The sequence below is a fragment of the Mesorhizobium sp. B1-1-1 genome, from assembly GCF_006442955.1.
In the GTDB taxonomy this organism is placed as follows: Bacteria; Pseudomonadota; Alphaproteobacteria; order Rhizobiales; family Rhizobiaceae; genus Mesorhizobium.
Map to the genome: position 1 here is coordinate 282,806 of NZ_VFWW01000005.1, position 20,705 is coordinate 303,510.

The 20,705-nt window shown below is 63.6% G+C and carries 19 protein-coding genes; 8 read left to right on the plus strand and 11 right to left on the minus strand.

Annotated features, from left to right (window positions below; translation table 11 throughout):
* Positions 1–29 precede the first annotated feature (29 nt).
* Both FJ986_RS12205 and FJ986_RS12210 read left to right on the plus strand, forming a co-directional pair.
* Positions 30–1,805, plus strand: a complete 1,776-nt coding sequence (locus FJ986_RS12205) for a response regulator receiver domain (RefSeq protein ID WP_140657479.1) — start codon at positions 30–32, stop codon at positions 1,803–1,805.
* 180 nt (positions 1,806–1,985) lie between these two features.
* Entirely contained in the window at positions 1,986–2,834 is an 849-nt protein-coding gene (locus FJ986_RS12210) for an HNH endonuclease (RefSeq protein ID WP_181181874.1), read from the plus strand.
* 184 nt (positions 2,835–3,018) lie between these two features.
* Here FJ986_RS12210 and FJ986_RS12215 read toward each other — a convergent pair whose 3' ends face one another.
* The 4 genes from FJ986_RS12215 to FJ986_RS12230 are packed head-to-tail and all read right to left on the minus strand — an operon-like array spanning position 3,019 to position 6,867.
* On the minus strand, positions 3,019–3,264 hold the full coding sequence (locus tag FJ986_RS12215; protein ID WP_140552045.1) for a MoaD/ThiS family protein: 246 nt from the start codon (positions 3,262–3,264) through the stop codon (positions 3,019–3,021).
* A complete protein-coding gene (locus FJ986_RS12220; protein ID WP_140674400.1) occupies positions 3,264–5,528 on the minus strand; it encodes a xanthine dehydrogenase family protein molybdopterin-binding subunit in 2,265 nt (754 codons plus the stop codon). The genes FJ986_RS12215 and FJ986_RS12220 overlap by 1 nt, the downstream gene beginning before the upstream one ends.
* A 2-nt stretch (positions 5,529–5,530) precedes the next feature.
* A complete protein-coding gene (locus FJ986_RS12225) occupies positions 5,531–6,007 on the minus strand; it encodes a (2Fe-2S)-binding protein (protein WP_140622812.1) in 477 nt (158 codons plus the stop codon).
* Complete coding sequence (locus FJ986_RS12230; protein WP_140499232.1) at positions 6,007–6,867, minus strand: xanthine dehydrogenase family protein subunit M; 861 nt, start codon at positions 6,865–6,867, stop codon at positions 6,007–6,009. The genes FJ986_RS12225 and FJ986_RS12230 overlap by 1 nt, the downstream gene beginning before the upstream one ends.
* Positions 6,868–7,115: 248 nt before the next feature.
* On the opposite strand from FJ986_RS12230, the gene FJ986_RS12235 reads away from it, so the two are divergent.
* Complete coding sequence (locus FJ986_RS12235; RefSeq protein WP_140674402.1) at positions 7,116–7,559, plus strand: SRPBCC family protein; 444 nt, start codon at positions 7,116–7,118, stop codon at positions 7,557–7,559.
* Between the two features lie 98 nt (positions 7,560–7,657).
* Positions 7,658–8,806, plus strand: a complete 1,149-nt coding sequence (locus FJ986_RS12240) for an amidohydrolase (protein ID WP_140630474.1) — start codon at positions 7,658–7,660, stop codon at positions 8,804–8,806.
* A 65-nt stretch (positions 8,807–8,871) separates the two neighbouring features.
* Here FJ986_RS12240 and FJ986_RS12245 read toward each other — a convergent pair whose 3' ends face one another.
* Entirely contained in the window at positions 8,872–9,072 is a 201-nt protein-coding gene (locus FJ986_RS12245) for a hypothetical protein (RefSeq protein WP_140630472.1), read from the minus strand.
* A gap of 375 nt (positions 9,073–9,447) precedes the next feature.
* Here FJ986_RS12245 and FJ986_RS12250 point away from each other — a divergent pair, with 375 nt between their 5' ends.
* Together FJ986_RS12250 and FJ986_RS12255 are read left to right on the plus strand one after the other, a co-directional pair.
* A complete protein-coding gene (locus FJ986_RS12250) occupies positions 9,448–11,475 on the plus strand; it encodes an amidase (protein ID WP_140674404.1) in 2,028 nt (675 codons plus the stop codon).
* Positions 11,476–11,542: 67 nt separating this feature from the next.
* The gene (locus tag FJ986_RS12255) at positions 11,543–11,962 is read left to right on the plus strand and encodes a VOC family protein (protein WP_140630467.1); all 420 of its coding nucleotides are present in this window, start codon (positions 11,543–11,545) and stop codon (positions 11,960–11,962) included.
* Positions 11,963–11,985: 23 nt separating this feature from the next.
* On the opposite strand, the gene FJ986_RS12260 is transcribed toward FJ986_RS12255, so the two are convergent.
* Entirely contained in the window at positions 11,986–12,633 is a 648-nt protein-coding gene (locus FJ986_RS12260; protein WP_140499244.1) for a ThuA domain-containing protein, read from the minus strand.
* Between the two features lie 52 nt (positions 12,634–12,685).
* The gene (locus tag FJ986_RS12265; protein WP_140630464.1) at positions 12,686–13,708 is read right to left on the minus strand and encodes an LLM class flavin-dependent oxidoreductase; all 1,023 of its coding nucleotides are present in this window, start codon (positions 13,706–13,708) and stop codon (positions 12,686–12,688) included.
* A 122-nt stretch (positions 13,709–13,830) separates the two neighbouring features.
* On the opposite strand from FJ986_RS12265, the gene FJ986_RS12270 reads away from it, so the two are divergent.
* Positions 13,831–14,928: a CaiB/BaiF CoA-transferase family protein gene (locus tag FJ986_RS12270; protein ID WP_140630462.1), complete on the plus strand. Its 1,098-nt coding sequence runs from the start codon at positions 13,831–13,833 to the stop codon at positions 14,926–14,928.
* Between the two features lie 163 nt (positions 14,929–15,091).
* Positions 15,092–16,318 carry an FAD-dependent oxidoreductase gene (locus tag FJ986_RS12275; protein WP_140630459.1) on the plus strand — a complete coding sequence of 409 codons (1,227 nt, stop codon included), beginning with the start codon at positions 15,092–15,094 and terminating at the stop codon, positions 16,316–16,318.
* A 25-nt stretch (positions 16,319–16,343) separates the two neighbouring features.
* Here the strand turns inward: FJ986_RS12275 and FJ986_RS12280 are convergent, their stop codons facing one another.
* From FJ986_RS12280 to FJ986_RS12295, 4 genes are all read right to left on the minus strand, one after another.
* Positions 16,344–16,619, minus strand: a complete 276-nt coding sequence (locus tag FJ986_RS12280; RefSeq protein ID WP_140517323.1) for a hypothetical protein — start codon at positions 16,617–16,619, stop codon at positions 16,344–16,346.
* A gap of 164 nt (positions 16,620–16,783) precedes the next feature.
* Positions 16,784–18,280 (minus strand): aldehyde dehydrogenase family protein, encoded by a 1,497-nt coding sequence (locus FJ986_RS12285; RefSeq protein ID WP_140630456.1) that lies wholly within the window; start codon positions 18,278–18,280, stop codon positions 16,784–16,786.
* A gap of 113 nt (positions 18,281–18,393) precedes the next feature.
* A complete protein-coding gene (locus FJ986_RS12290; protein WP_140630454.1) occupies positions 18,394–19,656 on the minus strand; it encodes a D-tagatose-bisphosphate aldolase, class II, non-catalytic subunit in 1,263 nt (420 codons plus the stop codon).
* Positions 19,653–20,648, minus strand: coding sequence for a sugar kinase (locus FJ986_RS12295; protein ID WP_140499255.1), 996 nt, complete (start codon positions 20,646–20,648; stop codon positions 19,653–19,655). The genes FJ986_RS12290 and FJ986_RS12295 overlap by 4 nt, the downstream gene beginning before the upstream one ends.
* Positions 20,649–20,705 lie beyond the last annotated feature (57 nt).

Below are 20,705 nucleotides of genomic sequence, written 5' to 3' on the forward strand. Positions count from 1 at the left end.
TTTCATCATAAGCTTCCGGGGGGCGGAATTTGACGGCGAGTAATCACTACACCGCTTTCATCGATCAGGCATTTGTCCATCCGATAAGGTCAGTCCTAATCGTTGATGACGACTATCCAACGATTGATGAGATGTTGGAGACCGAGATGGCCCGTGCGAGGGGGCAAGAGCAGGCCAGATCAAAAGAATGGTATCGTGATCCAGGACGTATCAAAAGTGTCCTTGCAAACTTGCGAGACAAATCACTCCTTATCGACATCCATGATGGTTATAACGTCTCCGCCGGGGATGATCTAAAGGTCGCCAAGCACCTCCATCAGTCTGACCTCCTTGTGTTGGACTATCAACTTGACAAAAGCATGCAGGGAGATGGCACGCGGGCGATCGAGATCATAAGGGCGTTGGCTCGCAATAACCATTTCAATATGGTTGTTTTGCATACAAGCGAAAACCTAGATAAGGTCTTTCGCCAAATTCTAGTTGGCCTACTAACACCGATAGGTGAACGCCAGACGGATGAAGATACCGCTTCAGCAGCTGAATTGATCGCCCGTCGTGAGGACACGGAAGAGGGCTCCGAGGCCCGGATACTCGCTAGCATTGACGTAGACCAGTATATTTATGTACGTGCTCATCCTGACTCTTACTTCCGAGTAGTCAGAAAGGGTCACGCTCCTTTCTCTAATTTCCATGCCGAATGTCAGGCTGCCGGATGGGACGGCGTTCAAGAACGTCTAGTTTTGTGCATTTTGTTGGCGTCGATCGAGCAAAAACTCAAACGTGATTTCAGCCCGGTTTTGTTTGAGCGTCTCCACTGGGCCAGCGAAGGGGTACATTGGATAAAGTCTGAATCCCTCTTCATAGCCTTCTCCGATAAAGCCGATCGTGAGGATCTAATCTCCGAGCTTCAGACCGCTCTGTATGCTTGGAATCCACAGCCATCCAGACTGTTGCTGGCTCGCATCCGCGCGGAAATGGACGAGTTAGGAGTCCTTGCTCAGACCAATGCACTTAGCAATCAGCACGCTCTCGCCCATTGGTACAAGCGCCTATTGACGGCGAATGGCGTAGAGCGGCGGTGGCTTATTGCCGAGGCCGTGTCGCGCCATTCGGAACGGTTAATGGGTGCTGTTCTGCAACCTGTGCAGAAGTTCGCGGACAGGTTGATCGAGGCGGAGGCGCAGGGAGACGCCGAGGACATTTGCTTTGATCATTTCAAGGTCAAGCTTGCGGACGCAACTACGCGATCAAAAGCCGAGCACGAACACAATGCTTTTGTATGTAGCAAAGAGCCCGAGGGCTGGCATTTGAACACTGGGCATGTTTTTAAAGCAAAAGACGGCTATTGGGTGTGTCTATCGCCCGCTTGTGATATGGTACCGGCGCAATTATCCAAAGAACGTCGATCAATGTTTGGTGGACGGCTTCCTTTCATGGCGGTAAAGCTTGTTCCGTTAAAGGAAGGAAGATCTACGCCAAGCGATATTCAATCAAATCGCTATATATTCATTCATTCCCAAAATTCGGTTTCCGGCTTCTGTTTCAACAGGCCAGAAGGAGAAAGTTCCTCGCCTGATTGGCAAATCCTCTACGCTGACAAGCTCGGCGAATTCAGCGGTGAGTTTGAGTTCGACGTGTTCATCACGAAAATGGGTAAAACACGACTGGTATCGGAAAAACAACATGCCAAGGTAGTCGGACAACTGCGATATGAATATGCATTGAATCTGACCCATAGACTTGGCGCCGCTATGACCCGGGTTGGACTTGATTTCACTGGAGCGCCCGCTCCACGAAAAAGCTAGATCGGCGACACTGCCGATGCTTGATGTCTAGCCAGAATGCCAAACTATTGGTGGGTAAATCATAAGCAGACAACTCGACAAGAGATCGAAGGCCGCTACTTATGGTCACCGAAAACAGAGAGTGACGGAAAGCGGAGCCAATTCTACAATAATATGCGCCGCGCATCGCCTGGCGACCTTGTGCTTTCCTATGCCAACCAGGAAATCCGCTACGTTGGTAGGGTTGCCGAGTTCGCGTTCAATGCACCTAAGCCGGAGGAATTCGGTAACGCCGGCGTTTATTGGAATCGTGACGGATGGCTGCTTCCGGTCTATTGGACCCCGCTCACTCCAGCCGTTCGGCCGAAAACACTCATTAGCTCTCTGGGCCAACACCTGCCCACTCGATATTCGCCAATTCACCCTATTACAGGAAATGGCAATCAAAAGGCATACCTCGCCCAGATCCCGCGAGCTGCATTCGATGTGATCGTTGCCAGCGCTGTGTTCGACCACATTGTCCTTGCGCGTGGCGGATCAAACAGCCTGAATTTCGAGGTGGTGAGTGAGCTCCTCGATGATGCTGTAGAGCGACGTGTCGCGGTCGACTTGACGCTAGACGACACGGTGCGGAGAAGCGTGGTCATGGCGCGTCGGGGGCAAGGCGTCTTCAGATCAAACGTTGAACGGATAGAGCGGTCTTGTCGCCTTACAGGGATTACAAACCCCTCGCTGCTTATTGCGAGTCACATAAAGCCGTGGCGTAATTGCAGCTCCGCGCAGGAGCGTCTTGACGGACATAACGGCCTTCTTCTCACGCCCGACGCCGACCTTCTTTTCGACCGTGGGTTCATAAGTTTTTCAAACGAGGGCGGTGTACTGGTATCACAGCGTGTACAGCACGCCGACATGCGTCGGCTTGGTTTTGAGCATTTGGTTCACGAGCGGTTGGGATTTGAAGAGGCCCCCACGCCTTGGGGGAATGCAGGGCTAAGTGACGGTCAGCGCCGGTACATGGAGCACCATCGGGCCGAAGTCTTCATCTCATAAAGTTCGATATCGGTGCGGCGCGTTAAGCCCATCACGTTTGCATGGGCTGGGTGCTCACTCCCGCCATAGACCGCTCGAAGCTCAATCCCAAAGGAATGGCGGCTTCCGAGATTGTTGAGAACAGGGATGAACGGCATGAATCGGGTGCAAAGCTGCTTATCCGGTACGTCGCGCAGTAATCCCCTCACCCCCCAGCCAATCTCGGCAGCAGAAAAATCTCCGCCCCCGGCGGCAGCTTCTTCCCCCACGTATCCCTGTAAATCACCCCGTCGATCGCCACCGCGATCCCCCGGTCGATCAGCGGCTCCAGCCCGGGATACTGTTCAGCCAGTTTCCTGAACAGTTCCCTTATGTCCTTGGCCTCGACCTCGACCTTGCTCTGGCCTCCGGCGGTCGCGGCAAGCGCCCCCCAGAGCGTCACTTGCACCATCAGCCTTCCCGTTCCGCCTCGATCGCCGCCAGGATGCGGGGCGGCGACATCGGGATGTGCGTCATGCGCACGCCGGCGGCGTTCGACACCGCGTTGGCGATCGCCGCCAGCGGCGGCACGATCGAGGTTTCGCCGACGCCGCGCACGCCATAGGGGTGGTTGGGGTTGGGAATTTCCAGGATCTGCGTGTCGATCATCGGCAGGTCGGAGCAGACCGGGATGCGGTAGTCGAGGAAGCCGGCGTTCTGCAGCCGGCCGTCCTTGCCGTAAATATACTCCTCGTTGAGCGCCCAGCCGATGCCTTGCGCGGCACCGCCCTGGTACTGGCCCTCGACATAGGTCGGGTGCACCGCCTTGCCGGCATCCTGCACCACCGTGTAGCGGATCACCCTGGTCGAGCCGGTCTCGGGATCGACCTCGATGTCGCATATATGGGTGGCGAAGGAGACGCCGGCGCCGTCGGCGACGAGCTCGCTATGGCCGGCGATCGGCCCGCCGGTCTTGCCGGATTGCGCCGCGATCTCCTTCAGCGACAGCTTGCCGAGATTGCCGTGCTTCTCGCCCTTGGCCACCGCATGGCCCTGTTCCCAGACCACGTCGTCGACGGAAATGTCCCACATCTGCGCGGCGCGCTCGCGCAGCACCTTGATGGCGTTGCGGGCAGCCGAGATGGTCGCCATGGAGGAGGAGAAGGTGCCGCGGCTGCCGTCGGTCATGTCGTTGTAGCCGAGGCTGGACGTGTCGGCGACGACGGCCTTGACCTGCGAATAATCGATGCCGAGCTCCTCCGCCGCCACCAGCGACAGCGAGGCGCGGGAACCGCCGACATCGACCGTGCCGACGGCGAGCGAGACCGAGCCGTCCATGCCGATGTTGAGGTCGGTACAGGTCTGGCCGCCGAAATTAAACCAGAAGCCGCAGGCCATGCCCCTGCCCTGGTTCTTACCAAGCGGCGCCTTCATGTGCGCATGGTTCTTCACCGCCTCCAGCGTCGGGCCGATGCCGATGGGGCCATAGACCGGGCCGTAGGACGATCGCGTGCCTTCCTGCGCCGCGTTCCTGATGCGGAAGTCGACCGGGTCCATGCCGATTTCCTTGGCGAGCTCGTCGACGGCGCTTTCCACCGCGAAGGCCGCCATCGGCGCCGACGGCGCGCGGTAAGCCGCGGTCTTCGGCCGGTTGACCAGCACTTCGTAGCCGACGGTCTTGACGTTCTCCAGCCGGTAGCAGGCAAACGCCGTCATGGCGCCGATCTCGGCCCAGGTGCCGGCGTAGGGGCCGCTGGTGTAGCGCAGCGTCGCTTCCGCGGCGGTGATCGTGCCGTCCTTGCGGGCGCCGATCTTGACGTCGATCGAGGTGGCGCTGGTCGGGCCCGAGGCGCGGAACACCTCGTCGCGGGTCATCACCAGCTTCACCGGCCGGCCGGCCTTGCGCGACAGAGCGAGCGCCACCGGCTCGGCCCAGACATGGGTCTTGCCGCCGAAGCCGCCGCCGATCTCGGAGGAGGTGACGCGCAGCTTCGAGGCTTCCATGCCCAACAGCTGGGCGCAATGCTGGCGATAGACGAAATGCCCCTGAGTGCACACCCACAGGTCCGCCGTGCCGTCGGAGCTGACATTGGCCACGCAGGCATGCGGCTCGATATAGCCCTGGTGCGTCTGCTCGGTCTTGAAGGAGCGCTCGACGATGAAGTCGGCCTGCCCAAAACCCTGATGCACGTCGCCATGGCCGAACTGGCTGCGCTTGGTGACGTTGGAGGGCTTGACCGGCTTTTCCTCCAGCCCCTCGGTGAAGATGGCGTCGTTGATCAGCGGCGCGTGGTGCTGCATCGCCTCGTCGACATCGGTGACATGCGGCAGCACCTCGTAGTCGACCTCGATCAGCTTCAGCGCCTGCCTGGCGGTGCGGGCGTCGATCGCGGCGACAGCGGCCACCGCATGGCCGTCATAGAGTGCCTTGGCGCGCGCCATGCAATTGTCGAGGATGTCGTACATGGCGGCATCGCCGTCGGTGAGGTCCGGCAGGTCGGCCGCGGTGATCACCGCCTTCACGCCGGCGAGCTTTTCCGCCTTCGAAGTGTCGATCTTCCTGATCTTGGCGTGCGCGTGCGGGCTGCGCAGCACACGCCCGACCAGCTGGCCGGCCATGTTGAAGTCGGCGCCGTAGCGGGCGCGGCCGGTCACCTTGTCGACGCCGTCGGGACGGATGGGACGCGTGCCGACCGAAGCGAAATTGCGATTGGAAAAACGCGGATCGAAATTCATCGTCAGGCTCCCTTCATCACGCTTGCGGCGTCCTGGACGGCGCGCACGATCTTGTCATAGCCGGTGCAGCGGCAGAGATTCCCGGCCAGCCCGAAGCGGATCTCCTCCTCGGTCGGGTCGGGGTTCTTGGCCAGAAGATCCTTCGCCGCGATCAGGAAGCCCGGCGTGCAGACGCCGCATTGCAGCGCGGCGTGCTCCAGGAATTTCTGCTGGAGCGGATGCAACTGGTCGCCATGCGCCATGCCCTCGACGGTCTCCACGCGGCGCCCTTGCGCCTCCGCGCCCAGCACCAGGCACGAGCACACCAGCCGGTCGTCGAGGATGACGCTGCAGGCGCCGCAGTCGCCGGTGCCGCAGCCTTCCTTGGCGCCGGTCAGCCCGAGCCGGTCGCGCAGCACGTCGAGCAGCGTCTCGTCGGGCTGGCAGAGATACTCGACGCTGTCGCCGTTGATCGTGGTTGAAACTGCTACACCGGCCATCACTTGCCTCCTGCACGCTTGTAGGCTGACGTGGCGGCCCGCCTGGCCAGCACGCCTGCGACTTTCCGTCTGAACTCGATCGTGCCCCGCTTGTCGTCGATGGGCCGGCAGGCCCCGGAGCAGACCTTGGCGAGCCGCTCGAGCGCGGCTTCGTCCAGCGTCCTGCCGATGAGGGCCTCGGCGGCCTCCTGCACCAGAAGCACCGTGGGCGCGGCGGCGCCCAGCGCCACGCGGGCCGCCTTGACGACACCTTGCTCGTCGAGCGTCAGGTTCACGCCGGCGCTGACCACCGCGATATCCATCTCGGTGCGGGGGATGAACCTGAGATAGGCGTCGCCCGAACGCGGCGCTTGGCTGTCGAGCAGGATCGCCTCGATGATCTCGCCCTTGGCGAGCGACGTCTTGCCCGGTCCGGTCGGCACGGCTTCCACGGCGATGGTGCGCCTGCCCGCGGGACCGACGATCACCGCCCTGGCGCCGGCGGCCACCAGCGCCGGCACGCTGTCGGCCGCCGGCGAGGCGTTGCACAGATTGCCAACGATGGTGCAGCGTCCCTGCACCTGCTTCGAGCCGATCAGCTTGGCCGCCTCGACGACGCCGGGCCAGGCCTTCTTCAGGGCCGCGTTCTCTCCCAGCACCGCGCAAGGAACCGCCGCACCGATGCTGAAGCCGTCGGCCGTCTCCCTGATTTCGCTCAAGGCCGCGATCGCCTTGATGTCGACGATCAGTTCGGGTTCGATGAAGCCGCCCTTCATCCTCACCAGCAGGTCGCTGCCTCCGGCGAGAATGGCCGCCGTTCCGGCCGATCCGGCCAAGTGGCCAACGGCATCTTCGATTGAAAGTGGACGTATGTAGCGCATCGTCTCCCCTTGGTCACAGCGATCTCAGCGACCGTTATAAACAGTCTCCTCATAATGGCTATCCGGTTCGTCATTTTCGACGATTGGGCCAGCCGCCGCAAAATCGAGTCCCAACCCAGGCTGAACTGGCGTAAGCCAGTCGCGCAGGCCGCGGCCGAGGCTCTGAAAAAATTCCGGGAGCCGGTGTCGGACTGGCCGGGCCCCGCTCGTCCTTGGGGCATCGAACAGGCATTATGAAAGGATATGATATGCCCGGCACCGTACGTTTGCACCGTGTTCTCACCACCAGCCCGGAAAAAGTCTATCGCGCCTTCGTCGAGGCCGACGCGCTGGCGAAGTGGCTGCCGCCGAACGGCTTCACCTGCACGGTTCATCACTTCGAGGGCAAGGTGGGCGGCACGTTCAAGATGTCGTTCCGCAACTTCACCACCGGCGACAGCCATGCCTTCGGCGGCGAGTATCTCGAACTCGTTCCCGGTGAGCGCCTGCGCTACACCGACAGGTTCGACGACCCCAATCTGCCGGGCGAGATCCAGGTGACCGTCATCCTGAAAAAAGTATCTGTCGGCACCGAGATCGACATCACCCAGGCCGGCATTCCCGACGTCATCCCGGTCGAGGCCTGCTATCTCGGCTGGCAGGAGTCGCTGCGGAACCTGGCAAAGCTCGTCGAGCCCGAGATAAATCAATAGGCCAGACGGTGGCGGTTTCAGCCATTTGCCGCTAGCTATCCTTCCGACGCGCCCGGTCGATCGGGCGCGTCGTGAGCGATACAGCGGAGGCCAAAATCATGACTCTCACCAACCGGGACATCGTCGAGCTGACCGAATGGCGGCGCAAGTTGCACCAGCAGCCGGAAATCTCGAACGAGGAGGAAAAGACGGCGAAAGCCGTCGTCGACTTCCTCGCCGATACCAATCCCGACAAGGTGCTGACCGGATTGGGCGGACATGGTGTCGCGGCCGTCTACGACAGCGGCAAAAACGGACCAACCGTCCTGTTTCGTTCGGAACTCGACGCGCTGCCCATCGAGGAACTGTCCGGCGTGCCGCATGCCTCGCGCGTGCCGGGCAAGTCGCATATGTGCGGCCATGACGGACACACCGCGATCCTGGCGGCGCTCGGACGCCAGCTCGGGCGCGAGCGGCCTGCAAGCGGTCGCATCGTGCTGATGTTCCAGCCGGCGGAAGAGACCGGCAATGGCGCCGCCGGGGTGGTGGCCGATCCCCGCTTCGGCGAGATCGCGCCCGATTTCGCCTTCTCGCTGCACAATCTGCCCGGCGTGCCGTTCGGCGAGGTGCGGCTCAAGCCCGGCGTGGTCAACTGCGCCTCGCGCGGCATGCGCATCGTGCTGGAGGGCAAGACCGCGCATTCCTCCATGCCCGAGACCGGAATTTCGCCGATGCCGGCGATCAGCGCGTTGATGCCTGCCCTGCCCGCGCTCGGGCACGGAACGTTCGCCGACGACGATTTCGGCATGGTCACCGTGACCCACGCCGAGATGGGCGAGGCCGTGTTCGGCATCGCGCCCGCCCACGCCGAGGTCTGGGCGACGCTGCGCACCAGGCGCGACGAGCGCATGGCGGATCTGTGCGCCGCCGCGGAAGCGCTGGTCACGAAGATCGCCGGCCAGCATCGCCTGTCCGCAAGCTGGGACTACCACGAGATCTTCGTCGCCAGCGTCAACGCGCCGGACGCGGTGGAGCATCTCCAACGCGCCCTCGACGAAGAGGGCGTCGCACACACGCAAGAGGCCCTGCCGATGCGTGCCTCGGAGGATTTCGGCTTGTTCGGCCACAGCGCGACGTCGGCGATGTTCTTCCTCGGCGCCGGCGAGCGCCACCCTGCCCTGCACAATCCCGACTATGATTTCCCCGACGACTTGATCCCGATCGGGTCGAAGATCTTCATGCGCACGGCGCGCAACTTGCTGGGGTGAAATAGGCCGGATGGCCGATCGGGGCGAGCCGGCACGCCACGCCCTGGCTGTGGTGGCATGGCTCGCTAAACGTCGAGAACAACCGTCATTCCACGGACCTCGGCCATCTCGAGCAGCAGGTCCTGCAGGCTGTCCTCGGTCACCATCTCGCCGGTTCGCTCCAGCAATTCCTCGATGCTTTCCTTCATTGAAAGGGCGGCAACTCCGGTTTTTTCGGAAAGCAGCCGCCCAATAGCAGCGCGGATCAGGGCATTCTGGTCAGGCATGATCCCCCTTTCATGCTGGGATGGCGGCATGAGTTTTCTTCAATGCATGCTTCCGCCGCAACTTCTGCGAGCTTCAGCTTACGCTTGCAAGTCGTTTTGAGGGACTGAGATTCACTATTTGGCGAATAGTTGCCCACGGACGACACCAGAGGCGCAACTCCTCGTTGCCGGATCCGGACCTCGCCGCTCCAGAAGGCACCTCACGCGCCGTCTCTATTAGAGGTTGCATGGGTCAGCCGCTTTTTGCCAGTCGGGATATGCAACCGCGGCACCGTGCCTGACCCGCGCCAGGACCACCGTCAATCGCGATTGGCCCTTGCCGAAGCCGGCGGCCTCGCTCATCCATGCCTGGAAACGATCGCCAGGGGCCAGAAGATGACCGATGCCAGCCTTCACATCGTCGAAGCGACGATCGAACAGTTGCGGCGCGCGCTCGACGACGGCACGGTGAGCAGCGTCGAACTTGTCGGTGCTTATCTCAGGCGCATCGCGCATTTCGACCGGCACGGCATCAGCCTCAATGCGGTCCCGGTTCTCAATCCTGATATGTTCGAGGACGCCGCGGCTTCGGACCGGCGCCGCAGCCAGGGCAAGACGCTCGGCCCGCTCGATGGCATCCCCTACACCGCCAAGGACAGCTACAAGGTGTCCGGCTTGACTGTTGCCGCCGGCTCGCCGGCCTTCGAGCATCTCATCGCCAACGAGGACGCCTTCACCGTCGCCCGGCTGCGCGCCGGCGGCGCGGTGCTGATCGGCCTCACCAACATGCCGCCCATGGCCAATGGCGGCATGCAGCGCGGAGTCTATGGCCGCGCCGAAAGCCCCTACAATGCCGATTACCTGACCGCTGCCTTCGCGTCCGGCTCCTCGAACGGCTCTGGCACCGCGACGGCGGCGAGCTTCTGCGCCTTCGGGCTTGGCGAGGAAACCTGGTCGTCCGGCCGCGCGCCGGCCACCAACAACGCGCTGGTCGCCTACACGCCGTCGCGCGGTGTCATTTCGGTGCGCGGCAACTGGCCCCTGGTGCCGACCATGGATGTCGTCGTGCCGCACACGCGCAGCGTGCCCGACATGCTCGAATTGCTGGATGTGATCGTCGCCGACGATCCCGAGACGCGGGGCGATTTCTGGCGCGCGCAGCCCTGGATCGCGCTGCCGAAGAGTTCCGAAATCCGACCGCCGCGCTATACCGATCTGGCGCTAGCGGGGTCGCTGAAAGGCATGCGGCTTGGCGTACCCAGAATGTATATCGGCCGCGACAGCGGCGCCGACCGGCCGATCGAAACCCGCGCCTCCGTGCTTGATCTCTGGGAGCAAGCGGCGGCGGACCTGACACGGCTTGGAGCCGAGGTGATGGAGGTCGATTTTCCTGTCGTCTCCAACTACGAGCGCGATCGCCCCGGCGCGCGCACCATGGTCGACCGCGCTCTGGTGCCGCCGGACTTCGCCGATCGCGAGATCTGGGACCTCTGCATCTCAGCCTGGGATGATTTTTTGCGCGCGAACGATGATCTGAACATTCCCGATCTCGTTTCGGTCGACGGCCCGAAAATCTTTCCGCAGCCACCGGGCACGCTGCCCGACCGTTATGAAGGCGGTTTCGACTTGGCACAGTATGTCGAGCGCGCGAAATCAGGCGTCACGCCGTTCCGGGCCATTCCGACGATGGAGGACGGGCTGAAAGGGCTGGAAGCGACGCGGCGGCTCGATTTCGAGGACTGGCTGGACGCGAACAGGCTTGATGCCGTCGTGCTGCCTGCCGTCGCCGATGTCGGGCCCGCCGATGCCGACATCACTGAGGCCTCCGCCGCGCTTGCCTGGCGCAACGGCACCTGGGTCGCCAACGGCAATCTGGTGTGGCGGCATTTCGGCATCCCGACCGTTACCGTGCCGATGGGCACCATGGCCGACATCGGCATGCCGGTCGGCCTGACCTTCGCCGGCAAGGCCTATGACGATGAAAGGCTGTTGCGCATGGCCGGCGACTTCGAACGCTCCACGCAGCGCCGCACCCAGCCGCCGCGCACGCCGGAACTGGCAGACGATGTGTTTTCGCGCCGGGCCAGTCAAGCCGGCAATGGCAAGGCACCTGCGCTCGCGATCAAGCTTGCGGCCGAGACGCGCGACAGCGGCGATCAGGACGAGATCGTCATCACGCTCGACCTCCCCGTCGACGCAACCGAGACGGAGCACGCCAGCATCAAGGTGCACGTCAACGGAGATGCCGTCGCGATGCGCCGAGCCGGCGCGCGTCTGACCGGCCGGGCGTTTGTCCCGGCCGCGGAGCATCAACGGATCCACAGCGTCTGGCGCGGCCCCTACGGCTCGATCGTCACGGCGGTGATGCGGCTGCGGGATGGACGCAGCGCGGGCGCCTATGTGGTCACCGGCGGGATTGAATGACGATGAGCCCACGCGGGCCAATTTCGCGCCGGGCTATGTGAACCTGCGAAATTATGAGGAGCCAGCCATGATCAAGGTCAAACAACTCGCCCATGTCTGCATCTTCGCCAATGATCTGGACGAGACACGGCGCTTCTACGAGGATGTCCTGGGCATTGATATCCAGTTCAATTTCCTGCGCGAAGGAAAGATTTTCGGTTTCTACCTTAATTGCGGCGGCCGCAGCCATATCGAGGTTTTTCACAAAGAGGGTGCGCGGTTCAGCGAGACGAACCAGATCAACCATTTCTGCCTGGAGGTGGAGGATATCGACGCCGCGATCGCGCATATCGCGTCCAGGGGCGTGGAGGTCACCGCGAAAAAACTCGCCTGCGACGACACCTATCAGGCTTGGCTGCGCGACCCCGACGGCGTGAAGATCGAACTGTTCGAATACACCGGCAAGAGCGCGCAATTCACAGGCGGCGATCGCGTCGCCGATTGGTAGGCTGTCGCGGTTTCAGTGGGCAGCTACCCCCGCGCGGCCCAGAGCAAACCACGCTCGACGATGACAGCCATTTCCGGCATCGCGAACTCATCCGCCGTGTGTCCGAGCGAACTGTAGAAGACCTTGCCTGCGCCATATCTTCGCTTCCAGACAACCGGCATGTCGACGCCGCCGATGCCCGGGAAATGCTCGTCGGTGAAGGTGGTCGTCGCCAGCACCTCGTTGCTCGGGTCGACATGCATGTAGTACTGCTCCGACCGGTAGGCGAAGTCGCTAATGCCTCTCGTGATCGGATCGTCCGGTTTGGTGATGACCACGCGATAGTCGATGATGTCGCCGGGATGCGCGACCCATTGGCCGCCGGTCATGAACTGATAGTCCGGCTCGTTGCGGAAACTGTCGCCCATCGTGCCGTGGAAACCGCCGAGTCCCGTTCCCTGTCGAACCGCGCGCGTCAGATTCTGCAGCTCGGACTTTTCGATCTTCGACATGGTGATGACGGGCACGATGAGATCGAATGAGTTCAGCTCCGGATCGGCAAACATCCCCGTGCCCTCGCCGAGCGTGACCGTGTATCCATTGCGCTCCAGCATGTCGCGCACCACAGTGGCGCTGCGCTGGGGCGTATGGCCTTCCCACCCACCCCAGGCAATCAAGGCCTTCTTTGCCATGCAGTGAATCTCCTGAACTGTCCGCAGCAGCGATGGTTACACGGCTCGGCTGTCAGCGCCAACCCAGCGCCGGCGCGACATGGGTCAGGATCGCCTCGATGGCATGGGCGTTGTAGTCGACGCCGAGTTGGTTGGGCACGGTGAGCAGCAGCGTGTCGGCCTCGGCGATCGCCTCGTCCTCGGCCAACTCCTTGATCAGCACGTCCGGCTCGGCGGCATAGCTGCGCCCGAAGATCGCCCGCGTGTTCTCCTCGATGAAGCCGATCTGGTCGCGGCCCTCATTGCCGCGCCCGAAATAGGCGCGGTCCCGGTCGTCGACCAGCGCGAAAATGCTGCGGCTGACCGAGACGCGCGGGTCGCGTTCATGGCCGGCCGCCTTCCAGGCCTCGCGATAGATCCGGATCTGCTCGGCCTGCTGGATATGGAAGGGCTTGCCGCTTTCGTCGAATTTGAGGGTCGAGCTCTGCAAATTCATGCCCAGCTTCGCCGCCCACTCCGAAGTGGCGTTGGTGGCGGCACCCCACCAGATGCGCTCGCGCAGGCCTTCAGAATGCGGCTCCAGGCGCAGCAAGCCGGGCGGGTTGGGAAACATCGGCCGCGGATTGGGCTGGGCGAAGCCCTCGCCGCGCAGCGTGTCGAGGAAGACCTCGGCGTGATGCCGCGCCATGTCGGCGTCGCTTTTGCCTTCCTGCGGCGCGTAGCCGAAATAGCGCCAGCCATCGATCACCTGTTCGGGCGAGCCCCGGCTGATGCCGAGCTGCAGGCGCCCGCCGGCGACGATGTCGGCGGCACCCGCGTCCTCCGCCATGTAGAGCGGATTCTCGTAGCGCATGTCGATGACCGCCGTGCCGATCTCGATGTGGCTGGTCTTGGCGCCGACCGCCGCCAGCAGCGGAAATGGCGAGGCGAGCTGTCGGGCAAAATGGTGGACGCGGAAATACGCGCCGTCAGCGCCGAGTTGCTCGGCCGCGACGGCGAGATCAATGGATTGCAACAGCGCGTCCGACGCCGAGCGCACCTGCGATTGCGACGAGGGCGTCCAGTGCCCGAATGACAGGAAACCGATTTTTTTCATGGCCCTGACGTATATACCGGCGACACGTGCTTCAATGCCAAAAGAGCAGGGTTACACACCGTCGCCCCTGCGTGACACCAAAAGTGTGCCTTACCGAAAGTTTGAATGCCGTGGAGGGTGGGATGCTCAGGGGAATCCGCATCGTCGAGATCGAGGCGTTGGGGCCGGCGCCCTTTGCCGGCATGCTGCTCGCCGATCTCGGCGCCGACGTGATCGTCGTCCACCGCAAGCATGCATCCGTGCCGGGCCTTCCCGAGCGCTCGCTGCTCGATCGCGGCAAGCGCTCTATCGCGCTCGACCTCAGGGATGCCGGGGACGTTGCCGTGCTGATGCGCCTGATCGCCACCGCCGACGGCCTGATCGAGGGCTTCCGGCCGGGCGTGATGGAGCGTCTCGGGCTTGGTCCAGATGTGTGTCTGGCCGCCAACCCTCGCCTGGCCTATGGCCGCATGACCGGCTGGGGGCAGGAAGGCCCGCTCGCCCGCACCGCCGGCCACGACATGAACTATACCGGCGTGTCGGGCGCACTCTGGTATGCTTCCCTGCCGGGCGAGCCGCCAATGGCGCCGCCGACGCTGGTCGGCGACATAGGCGGCGGCGCGCTCTATCTGGTGATCGGCATGCTGGCCGCCATCATGAACGCCCGCGCCTGTGGCGAAGGCACGGTCGTCGACGCGGCGATCGTCGACGGCTCGGCCCACATGATGAATCTTTTGATGTCCCTCGCACAATCCGGCGTGCTTGCCGCCGAGCGTGGCCGGAGTCTTCTGGACGGACCGCATTGGTGCCGCGTGTACCGCACGGCAGATGGCGGCTTCATCAGCGTCCAGTGCGTCGAGCCGAAATTCTATGCGCTGTTCCTCGACAGGCTTGGCCTGGGCGGCGATCCGCAGTTCGCCGCTCAGTTCGACCGCGGCCTCTGGCCCGAGCTCGGCAGCCGGCTGGAAGCGATCTTTGCCGAAAAATCCCGAGACGAGTGGATGAAATTGTTCGAGGGAACGGATGCCTGCGTCGGGCCTGTGCTCAGCCCGCATGAGGCGGCGCTGCATCCGCACATGGCCGCACGCGGCTCCTGGTTGGTCGAGAATGGCGCCCTCCAAGCTGCCTCCGCCCCCCGTTTTTCCAAACGGACGGCAAAGGCACCGGCGAAAAGTCCGGCACGCGACGAACATGGTGCGGAGATTCGTGCCGAACTTGCGGATCCAGCCGCAAGTCGTTGAATAGGCTACCCGCCTTTGCTGAGGAAATCGCCGACTGGCCTGCGCCCGGCTCGGACCGAAGACGATATCGTGGCGGCACTTGCGGCAGTCGTGGGCGGCATACTTGAAAAGCATCTCGTATACGAGTATACGAGATGCTTTCATTGGGAGGAGGCTGCGCTCCATGTCCTTCAACTCGACTCGCGTCCAGACACCAATGGATGCCGTGGTCATCGGCGGCGGCATCGCCGGCTGCACGCTCGCCTATGAACTGGCCCGCCACGGTCTCAAGACGACGATCCTCGAGCAGAGCATGATCGCCGCCGAGTCCTCAGGACGAAACACCGGCACCTTGCTCACCGGCCCGCAGAAAGAGGTCGTCGAACTGCTGGACGCCAGCGTCGCGATCTATGCCGAGCTTGCCGACGGACCCGTTCCCTTCGAATTCGCCGCCATCGCACATCTGCTGATTTCCGAAGACGAGGCGAGTTTCGAGGCGGCTGCCGCCGTGGCCGACCGCTACAGGGAAGTCGGCGTGGCAATGGAAAAGATCACGGGCAAGGAACTGGCGCGCGACCACCCGCGTGTCGGCTTCAACGTGGCAGGCGCCTATTCCGTCGGCCGTGCATGGACGCTGGAACCCATGGGCGCGACACATGCCTTCGCCCACGCCGCCCGTGAGGCCGGCGCGACGATCCGTACTGGCCTGCGCGTCGCCCAGATCTTCTCCAGGGGCGGCAAGGTCCAGGGTATCTTGACCGACCAGGGCATCGTTCCCGCCGATCTCGTCTTCATCGCCAACGGATTGTGGATGTCGGACCTTCTGCGCCGCACCGTCGGCGACGGACCGCTGCCCGGCCTGCCCTTCACCGCCGGCCGCGGCTGGTTGATCCAGTTAGGAAAACTCGACTTCGAGCTGCCCTGGATCGTCGAGGAATTGACCTGGCCGGATCAGGAAGAGCTCGGCCGGCGCATGAGGCTCGACAGCCTTGCCGATGTCGCCGCGCAGCGCGACGACCAGCCGGCGGTGGAAGCTATCTGCCTCAACCCCATGGGCGGCGGCGATGCCAGGCTTGGCGCCTCCGTCCAGCCGGCCTTCCGCGATCTCGTCCGCAACACCGACATGGCGAGCCGGATCGCCAGCCGCACGCTGCGCATGCTGCCGGGCCTCGGCGCGCCGCAGGTCAGGAACGTCTATCCCGGCAACCGCCCGATGCTGTCCGATGGCTTGCCGGTCGCTGGCAGGACGGCCATCGAGGGCCTGTTCGTGCATGGCGGCATGGGTTCCATCGGCATGCATGCCGCCCCCGCCACCGCGCGCTGGCTGGTTGACGCCGTGTTTTCCGGCAATGGCAGCCCAGCCCAGACATGGCTGCGGCCGGACCGCTTTCCCGGATGGGAAGCGTCATGAGCCTGCTTGCGGAGCGGTCGGCCCGCTATTTTCCGCAGTGGTGATCGTTGATCTTGTTCAGCGCATTCGCATCCGGCCCCACCCGGTGGTAGGAACAGGCGCCGGCGGCCGTCGTGACAAGCTGCCGGTCATAGTAGCGCGGGCCGCCGAACAGTATGTCGATAATATCGCCGTCAGCGGGAACATAGCGTTCGGGTTCGCCCTGGTGGTGGCGGTGCCTGGCCCCGGCGGACGCCGAAGAGACGATGCCGCAGCCCATCACAAGGGCGAGAGCGCAGATCGCGAAGCGTTTCGTCGTCATCGACAACACCTTCCTGGCCAACCGGATTTCATCTTATATCCAAAAATCGCCGGATAAAGAAAAGTTCCTGAGAACGGGCGCCGGTTGATTTGCAGCCGGCGTGCATGAGCGGCAGCCTGGGAACCGGCGGCGCAGGCCGGCTCGCCTGACAACCGACAAAAGCCTTAGTCGGTCTGGATCCATACCGACTTGGTCTCCAGATACTCGTGCAGATGTTCGATGCCGCCCTCGCGGCCATACCCGGACATTTTCATGCCGCCGAACGGCACGGCGGGGTCGATGGCGTGGTACATGTTGACCCAGACGGAACCCGCCTTGACCCGGCGGGCAAGCTTGTGCGCCGTGCCGAGATGAGTGGTGAAGATGCCGGCGGCCAGCCCATAGGGCGTCGCATTGGCGCGGGCGACGGCTTCGTCAAGCGTATCGAAGGGCATTGCCGAGATAACGGGCCCGAAGATCTCTTCGCGCGCTATGGTCATCGTGTCGGACACCGCGCCGAAGACGGTTGGGGCGATGAAATTGCCGCCGTCATAGAGGCCGCCGGTCAGCCGCGATCCGCCGGCGACCAGTTCCGCGCCCTCCTCGCTGCCCGCCTTGATGTAACCCTCCACCTTGCCGGCCTGCCGCGCATTGATGAGCGGCCCCATTTCGGTTTCGGCTTCGATGCCGTGGCCGATGCGCAGCCTGCCGGCGAAGTCAGCGAGCCGGCGCACGAACTCGTCATGGATTTCGCGTGCCACGAAAAGCCGCGAACCGGCGATGCAGACCTGGCCCGAATGCACGAAGACAGCCATCGCCGCGATCGGAACGGCCTTGTCGATATCGGCGTCGCGGCACACGATGAGCGGCGACTTGCCGCCGAGTTCTAATGAAACGCGCTTTAGATTGGCAACACCCGCCCGGGCGATCGCCTGGCCGGTGAGCGTCGAGCCGGTGAAGACGATCTTGTTGACGTCGGGATGTTCGGCAAGCCGCGCGCCGGCTTCGGCCCCGGTTCCGGTGACGATGTTGACAACGCCGTCGGGAACGCCCGCGTCCTGCATCAGCCGCGCGATCAAGAGCGGCGTCAGCGACGCATCTTCCGAGGGCTTCAGCACGATGGTGCAGCCGGTGGCGAGGGCCGGCGCGATCTTCCAGATCGACGCGGCGGTCGGCGCGTTCCAGGGAATGATGGCGCCGACCACGCCCACCGGCTCGCGCCGGGTGAAGGTGACGATCTCGCCCGGGATCGAATTGTCGATTGATTCGCCATGCAGCGCGGTCGCCATCCCGGCATAGAAGCGCAGCATGCCGATGACCCGGCGCCGGTTGGCGAGCGTGCGCGTGATCGGCAGCCCCATGTCGAGCGTGTCGGAGACGCAGAGCTCTTCCCAGTTCTTCTCGAAGAGATCGGCGATCCTGAGCAGCACGCACTGCCGTTCGTAAGGCGAAAATCCGGACCACGGACCTTCGAAAGCGGTGCGCGCAGCCGCCACCGCCGCGTCGACGTCGGCGGCGCCTCCGCGCGGCACCGTCGCCAGCACCTGCCCCGTCGCCGGGTTGAGCGCCTGCATCTCCTGTCCGGACTGCGCAGCGACCCATTTGCCGCCGATGAACATCGGCCGGAATTCGCCATGGTAGAGCGTCGCGGCCTTCGCCCTTGGGTCGAAGTTCAGCGTCATATCCTCCTCCTCGCCATTCCGTCGCGACTATTACTCCGGTGCAGGCACACCTCAAGCAAGGAAGCCGACAAGTCGTCGAAATGACCGAACTGCGTCCCCTGGCTATCGGCCGCTCAACCGCTGGAGGCGAAGCGGTAGCCCTCCAGCGCCTGCTGAACCGCGGCCACCAACACCGCCTCCGGATCGAGCGGCTGTCCGGCAAAGCGGTCGAGTGCGGGCAGATGCTGATGGAACAGCGTCACCGGCACGGCCTTGCCCGACAAGGCGGCCGTCAATCGCTGGACAGCTTCCATCGCCTCCTGATGGTTCCAGTAGTAACGTATGCGGTCCGACAGCGAATAGTGCCGCTGCACGCGCTGTTGCGCCGCAGAGCCGTGGTAGTGGCTGTGCCAGTCCTTGGCATCGGCCGTCATCAGCGCTTCCATGGTCTGATAAAGCGGGCGCGCGCCGTAGTCGGGCAACAGATCGGAGGCGATCAGGTCCAGCCCGTAGAGCGCTTCGCGCAGGACGAAGGTCAGCTGCGGCCCCACTTTGAGGATGGCAAAGCCGTCCTCGACCAGTTCGCGCAGGGCCGCTTGCGTCTGATAGTCGGTGGAATGGGCCTCGTAGACCAGGCCCGCTTCCTGTTCGAGCAATTCGCGCAGATGCAGCGCCTTGGCGCGATCGTAGAAGACCACGTTCTCGTTGCCGAACTCCACGCCCGGCTGCACCACCACGGCGATGACCCGCGAGAAGGCGTCTGCGAGGCCGTTCTCGTGGAAGATCTGCCGATGCACCGCCAGTGTGTGCTGGACCGCGGACAGGCTTGTGGGGCTGATTTCGCCGATGAGATGATCCGCTCCGCCCGGCGGCGGAACCTCGGTGCCGATCACGTAGAGTGGCCGGTCGGTCCCGCTGGCGGCGTCCTCGGCCTTGCGCGCCAGGCGGGCGGCGCGCCTGGCAATCGTAGCGTCATCCAGCGCCGCCGGCTCGCCCGCGCATCCCATGGAGGCATCGAGATGGATCTTGCGGAAACCGGCCCGGACATAGGCGGACACCATGTCCTCGGCCTTCGCCATGGCCGCGCCGGCATCTTCCTTTCGCCATGGATTGGGACCGAGATGATCCCCGCCGAAGATGACCCGCTCGGGCGCAAGGCCTTCGGAGCCTGCAATAGCGGTCACCGCCGCGACGAAGTCAGCGGGCTGCATGCCGGTATAGCCGCCGAACTGGTTGACCTGGTTGCAGGTCGCCTCGATCAGCAGCGGCCGCGAGAACAGCGCGGCGTCGCGCACTGCGGCCCGGATCACGACCGGATGGGACGAGCAGACGGAGGTGATGCCTTCCGCCGCGCCCCGCCGCCGGGAATTTGCAAGTTTCAGCAATGGATCGGTCACGGGCGTCGCCTCGGCGTGTTGGCAATGAACAGATCGAGTTCGGCGCGCGTACCGGCTCCTTCCATCGGGCCTTGCCGCGTGACGTTGCGCGCGCCTGCCGCATTCGCGTAATCGAGCGCGGTCACGGCAGGCATGCCGAGCCTGCGGCAGGCGATGTAGGCACCGCCAAAACAGTCGCCCGCGCCGGTCGGATCGATCTCCTCGACCAGGAAGCCGGGCGACTCGACGCGGCTGCCGTCGGCGCCGAACAGGGACGCGCCCAACGCGCCGCGCTTGACGACGACCTCGCCGGCGCCGCGGGCAAATAGCGAGGCGAGCGCGTCGGCTTCATTGTCGTTGCCCGAAGCGGTGTGGAGTTCCTCACCCGACGGCAGGATCAGATCCGCAATGTCGAGAAGCCGCGCGAAGCGCTCGCGCGTCTGGCCATGGCCGAGCAGTTCCTTGCGAAGATTGGGATCGAGCGAGATGCTTCCGCCACGCGCCTTGACCACATCGATGGCATGGTCGAGCACCTGCCAAATGGCGGGAATGCTGAGTGCGGTGCCCATGACGTGCAGGTGGCCTGAACGCGCCAGCAGCGCCCTGGCCTCAGGGGTCAAGCCGACCAGCGCCGCGGCCGATTTGCCGATATTGTAGACGAAGTCGCGCGAACCGTCCTCGCGGTAGCGCACGAAGGCGCTGCCCGTCGGATAGTCGGGGCTGACGGCGATGGCCGTGACATCCGCACCGTCCCGGCGCAGGCGCTCGACATTGATCCTGCCGAAATCATCGTCGCCGACGCAGGCGATGATGCCGGCCCGCCCGCCAAGCCTGGCGCATTGGTCGATGAAGATCGCCGGCGCCCCGCTCGGATAGGGTCCGGTCAGCTCGATGGGCTCGAGAAAGCCATTGCCACGGCTTGTGGCCATGATCTCCACCAGGATCTCGCCGACGGTGACGGTCGGCCCGAGTCCATCGGGCGCCAGTGTCTTCAATGGGGATTTGCTTGGCATGGCGAAGGCCCGGTGTGAAAGGCAAGGGAAATCCGGATTCCAAAAAACGGATAGAGC

Bases quoted from the DNA above. Each gene is read 5' to 3' on its own strand.
- FJ986_RS12240 (WP_140630474.1), top strand. From the start codon at position 7,658: ATGACTCTCACCAACCGGGACATCGTCGAGCTGACCGAATGGCGGCGC.
- FJ986_RS12260 (WP_140499244.1), bottom strand. From the start codon at position 12,633: ATGGCAAAGAAGGCCTTGATTGCCTGGGGTGGGTGGGAAGGCCATACG.
- FJ986_RS12245 (WP_140630472.1), bottom strand. From the start codon at position 9,072: ATGCCTGACCAGAATGCCCTGATCCGCGCTGCTATTGGGCGGCTGCTT.
- FJ986_RS12235 (WP_140674402.1), top strand. From the start codon at position 7,116: ATGCCCGGCACCGTACGTTTGCACCGTGTTCTCACCACCAGCCCGGAA.
- FJ986_RS12250 (WP_140674404.1), top strand. From the start codon at position 9,448: ATGACCGATGCCAGCCTTCACATCGTCGAAGCGACGATCGAACAGTTG.
- FJ986_RS12230 (WP_140499232.1), bottom strand. From the start codon at position 6,867: ATGCGCTACATACGTCCACTTTCAATCGAAGATGCCGTTGGCCACTTG.
- FJ986_RS12285 (WP_140630456.1), bottom strand. From the start codon at position 18,280: ATGACGCTGAACTTCGACCCAAGGGCGAAGGCCGCGACGCTCTACCAT.
- FJ986_RS12275 (WP_140630459.1), top strand. From the start codon at position 15,092: ATGTCCTTCAACTCGACTCGCGTCCAGACACCAATGGATGCCGTGGTC.
- FJ986_RS12215 (WP_140552045.1), bottom strand. From the start codon at position 3,264: ATGGTGCAAGTGACGCTCTGGGGGGCGCTTGCCGCGACCGCCGGAGGC.
- FJ986_RS12295 (WP_140499255.1), bottom strand. From the start codon at position 20,648: ATGCCAAGCAAATCCCCATTGAAGACACTGGCGCCCGATGGACTCGGG.
- FJ986_RS12270 (WP_140630462.1), top strand. From the start codon at position 13,831: ATGCTCAGGGGAATCCGCATCGTCGAGATCGAGGCGTTGGGGCCGGCG.
- FJ986_RS12255 (WP_140630467.1), top strand. From the start codon at position 11,543: ATGATCAAGGTCAAACAACTCGCCCATGTCTGCATCTTCGCCAATGAT.
- FJ986_RS12280 (WP_140517323.1), bottom strand. From the start codon at position 16,619: ATGACGACGAAACGCTTCGCGATCTGCGCTCTCGCCCTTGTGATGGGC.
- FJ986_RS12265 (WP_140630464.1), bottom strand. From the start codon at position 13,708: ATGAAAAAAATCGGTTTCCTGTCATTCGGGCACTGGACGCCCTCGTCG.
- FJ986_RS12220 (WP_140674400.1), bottom strand. From the start codon at position 5,528: ATGAATTTCGATCCGCGTTTTTCCAATCGCAATTTCGCTTCGGTCGGC.
- FJ986_RS12225 (WP_140622812.1), bottom strand. From the start codon at position 6,007: ATGGCCGGTGTAGCAGTTTCAACCACGATCAACGGCGACAGCGTCGAG.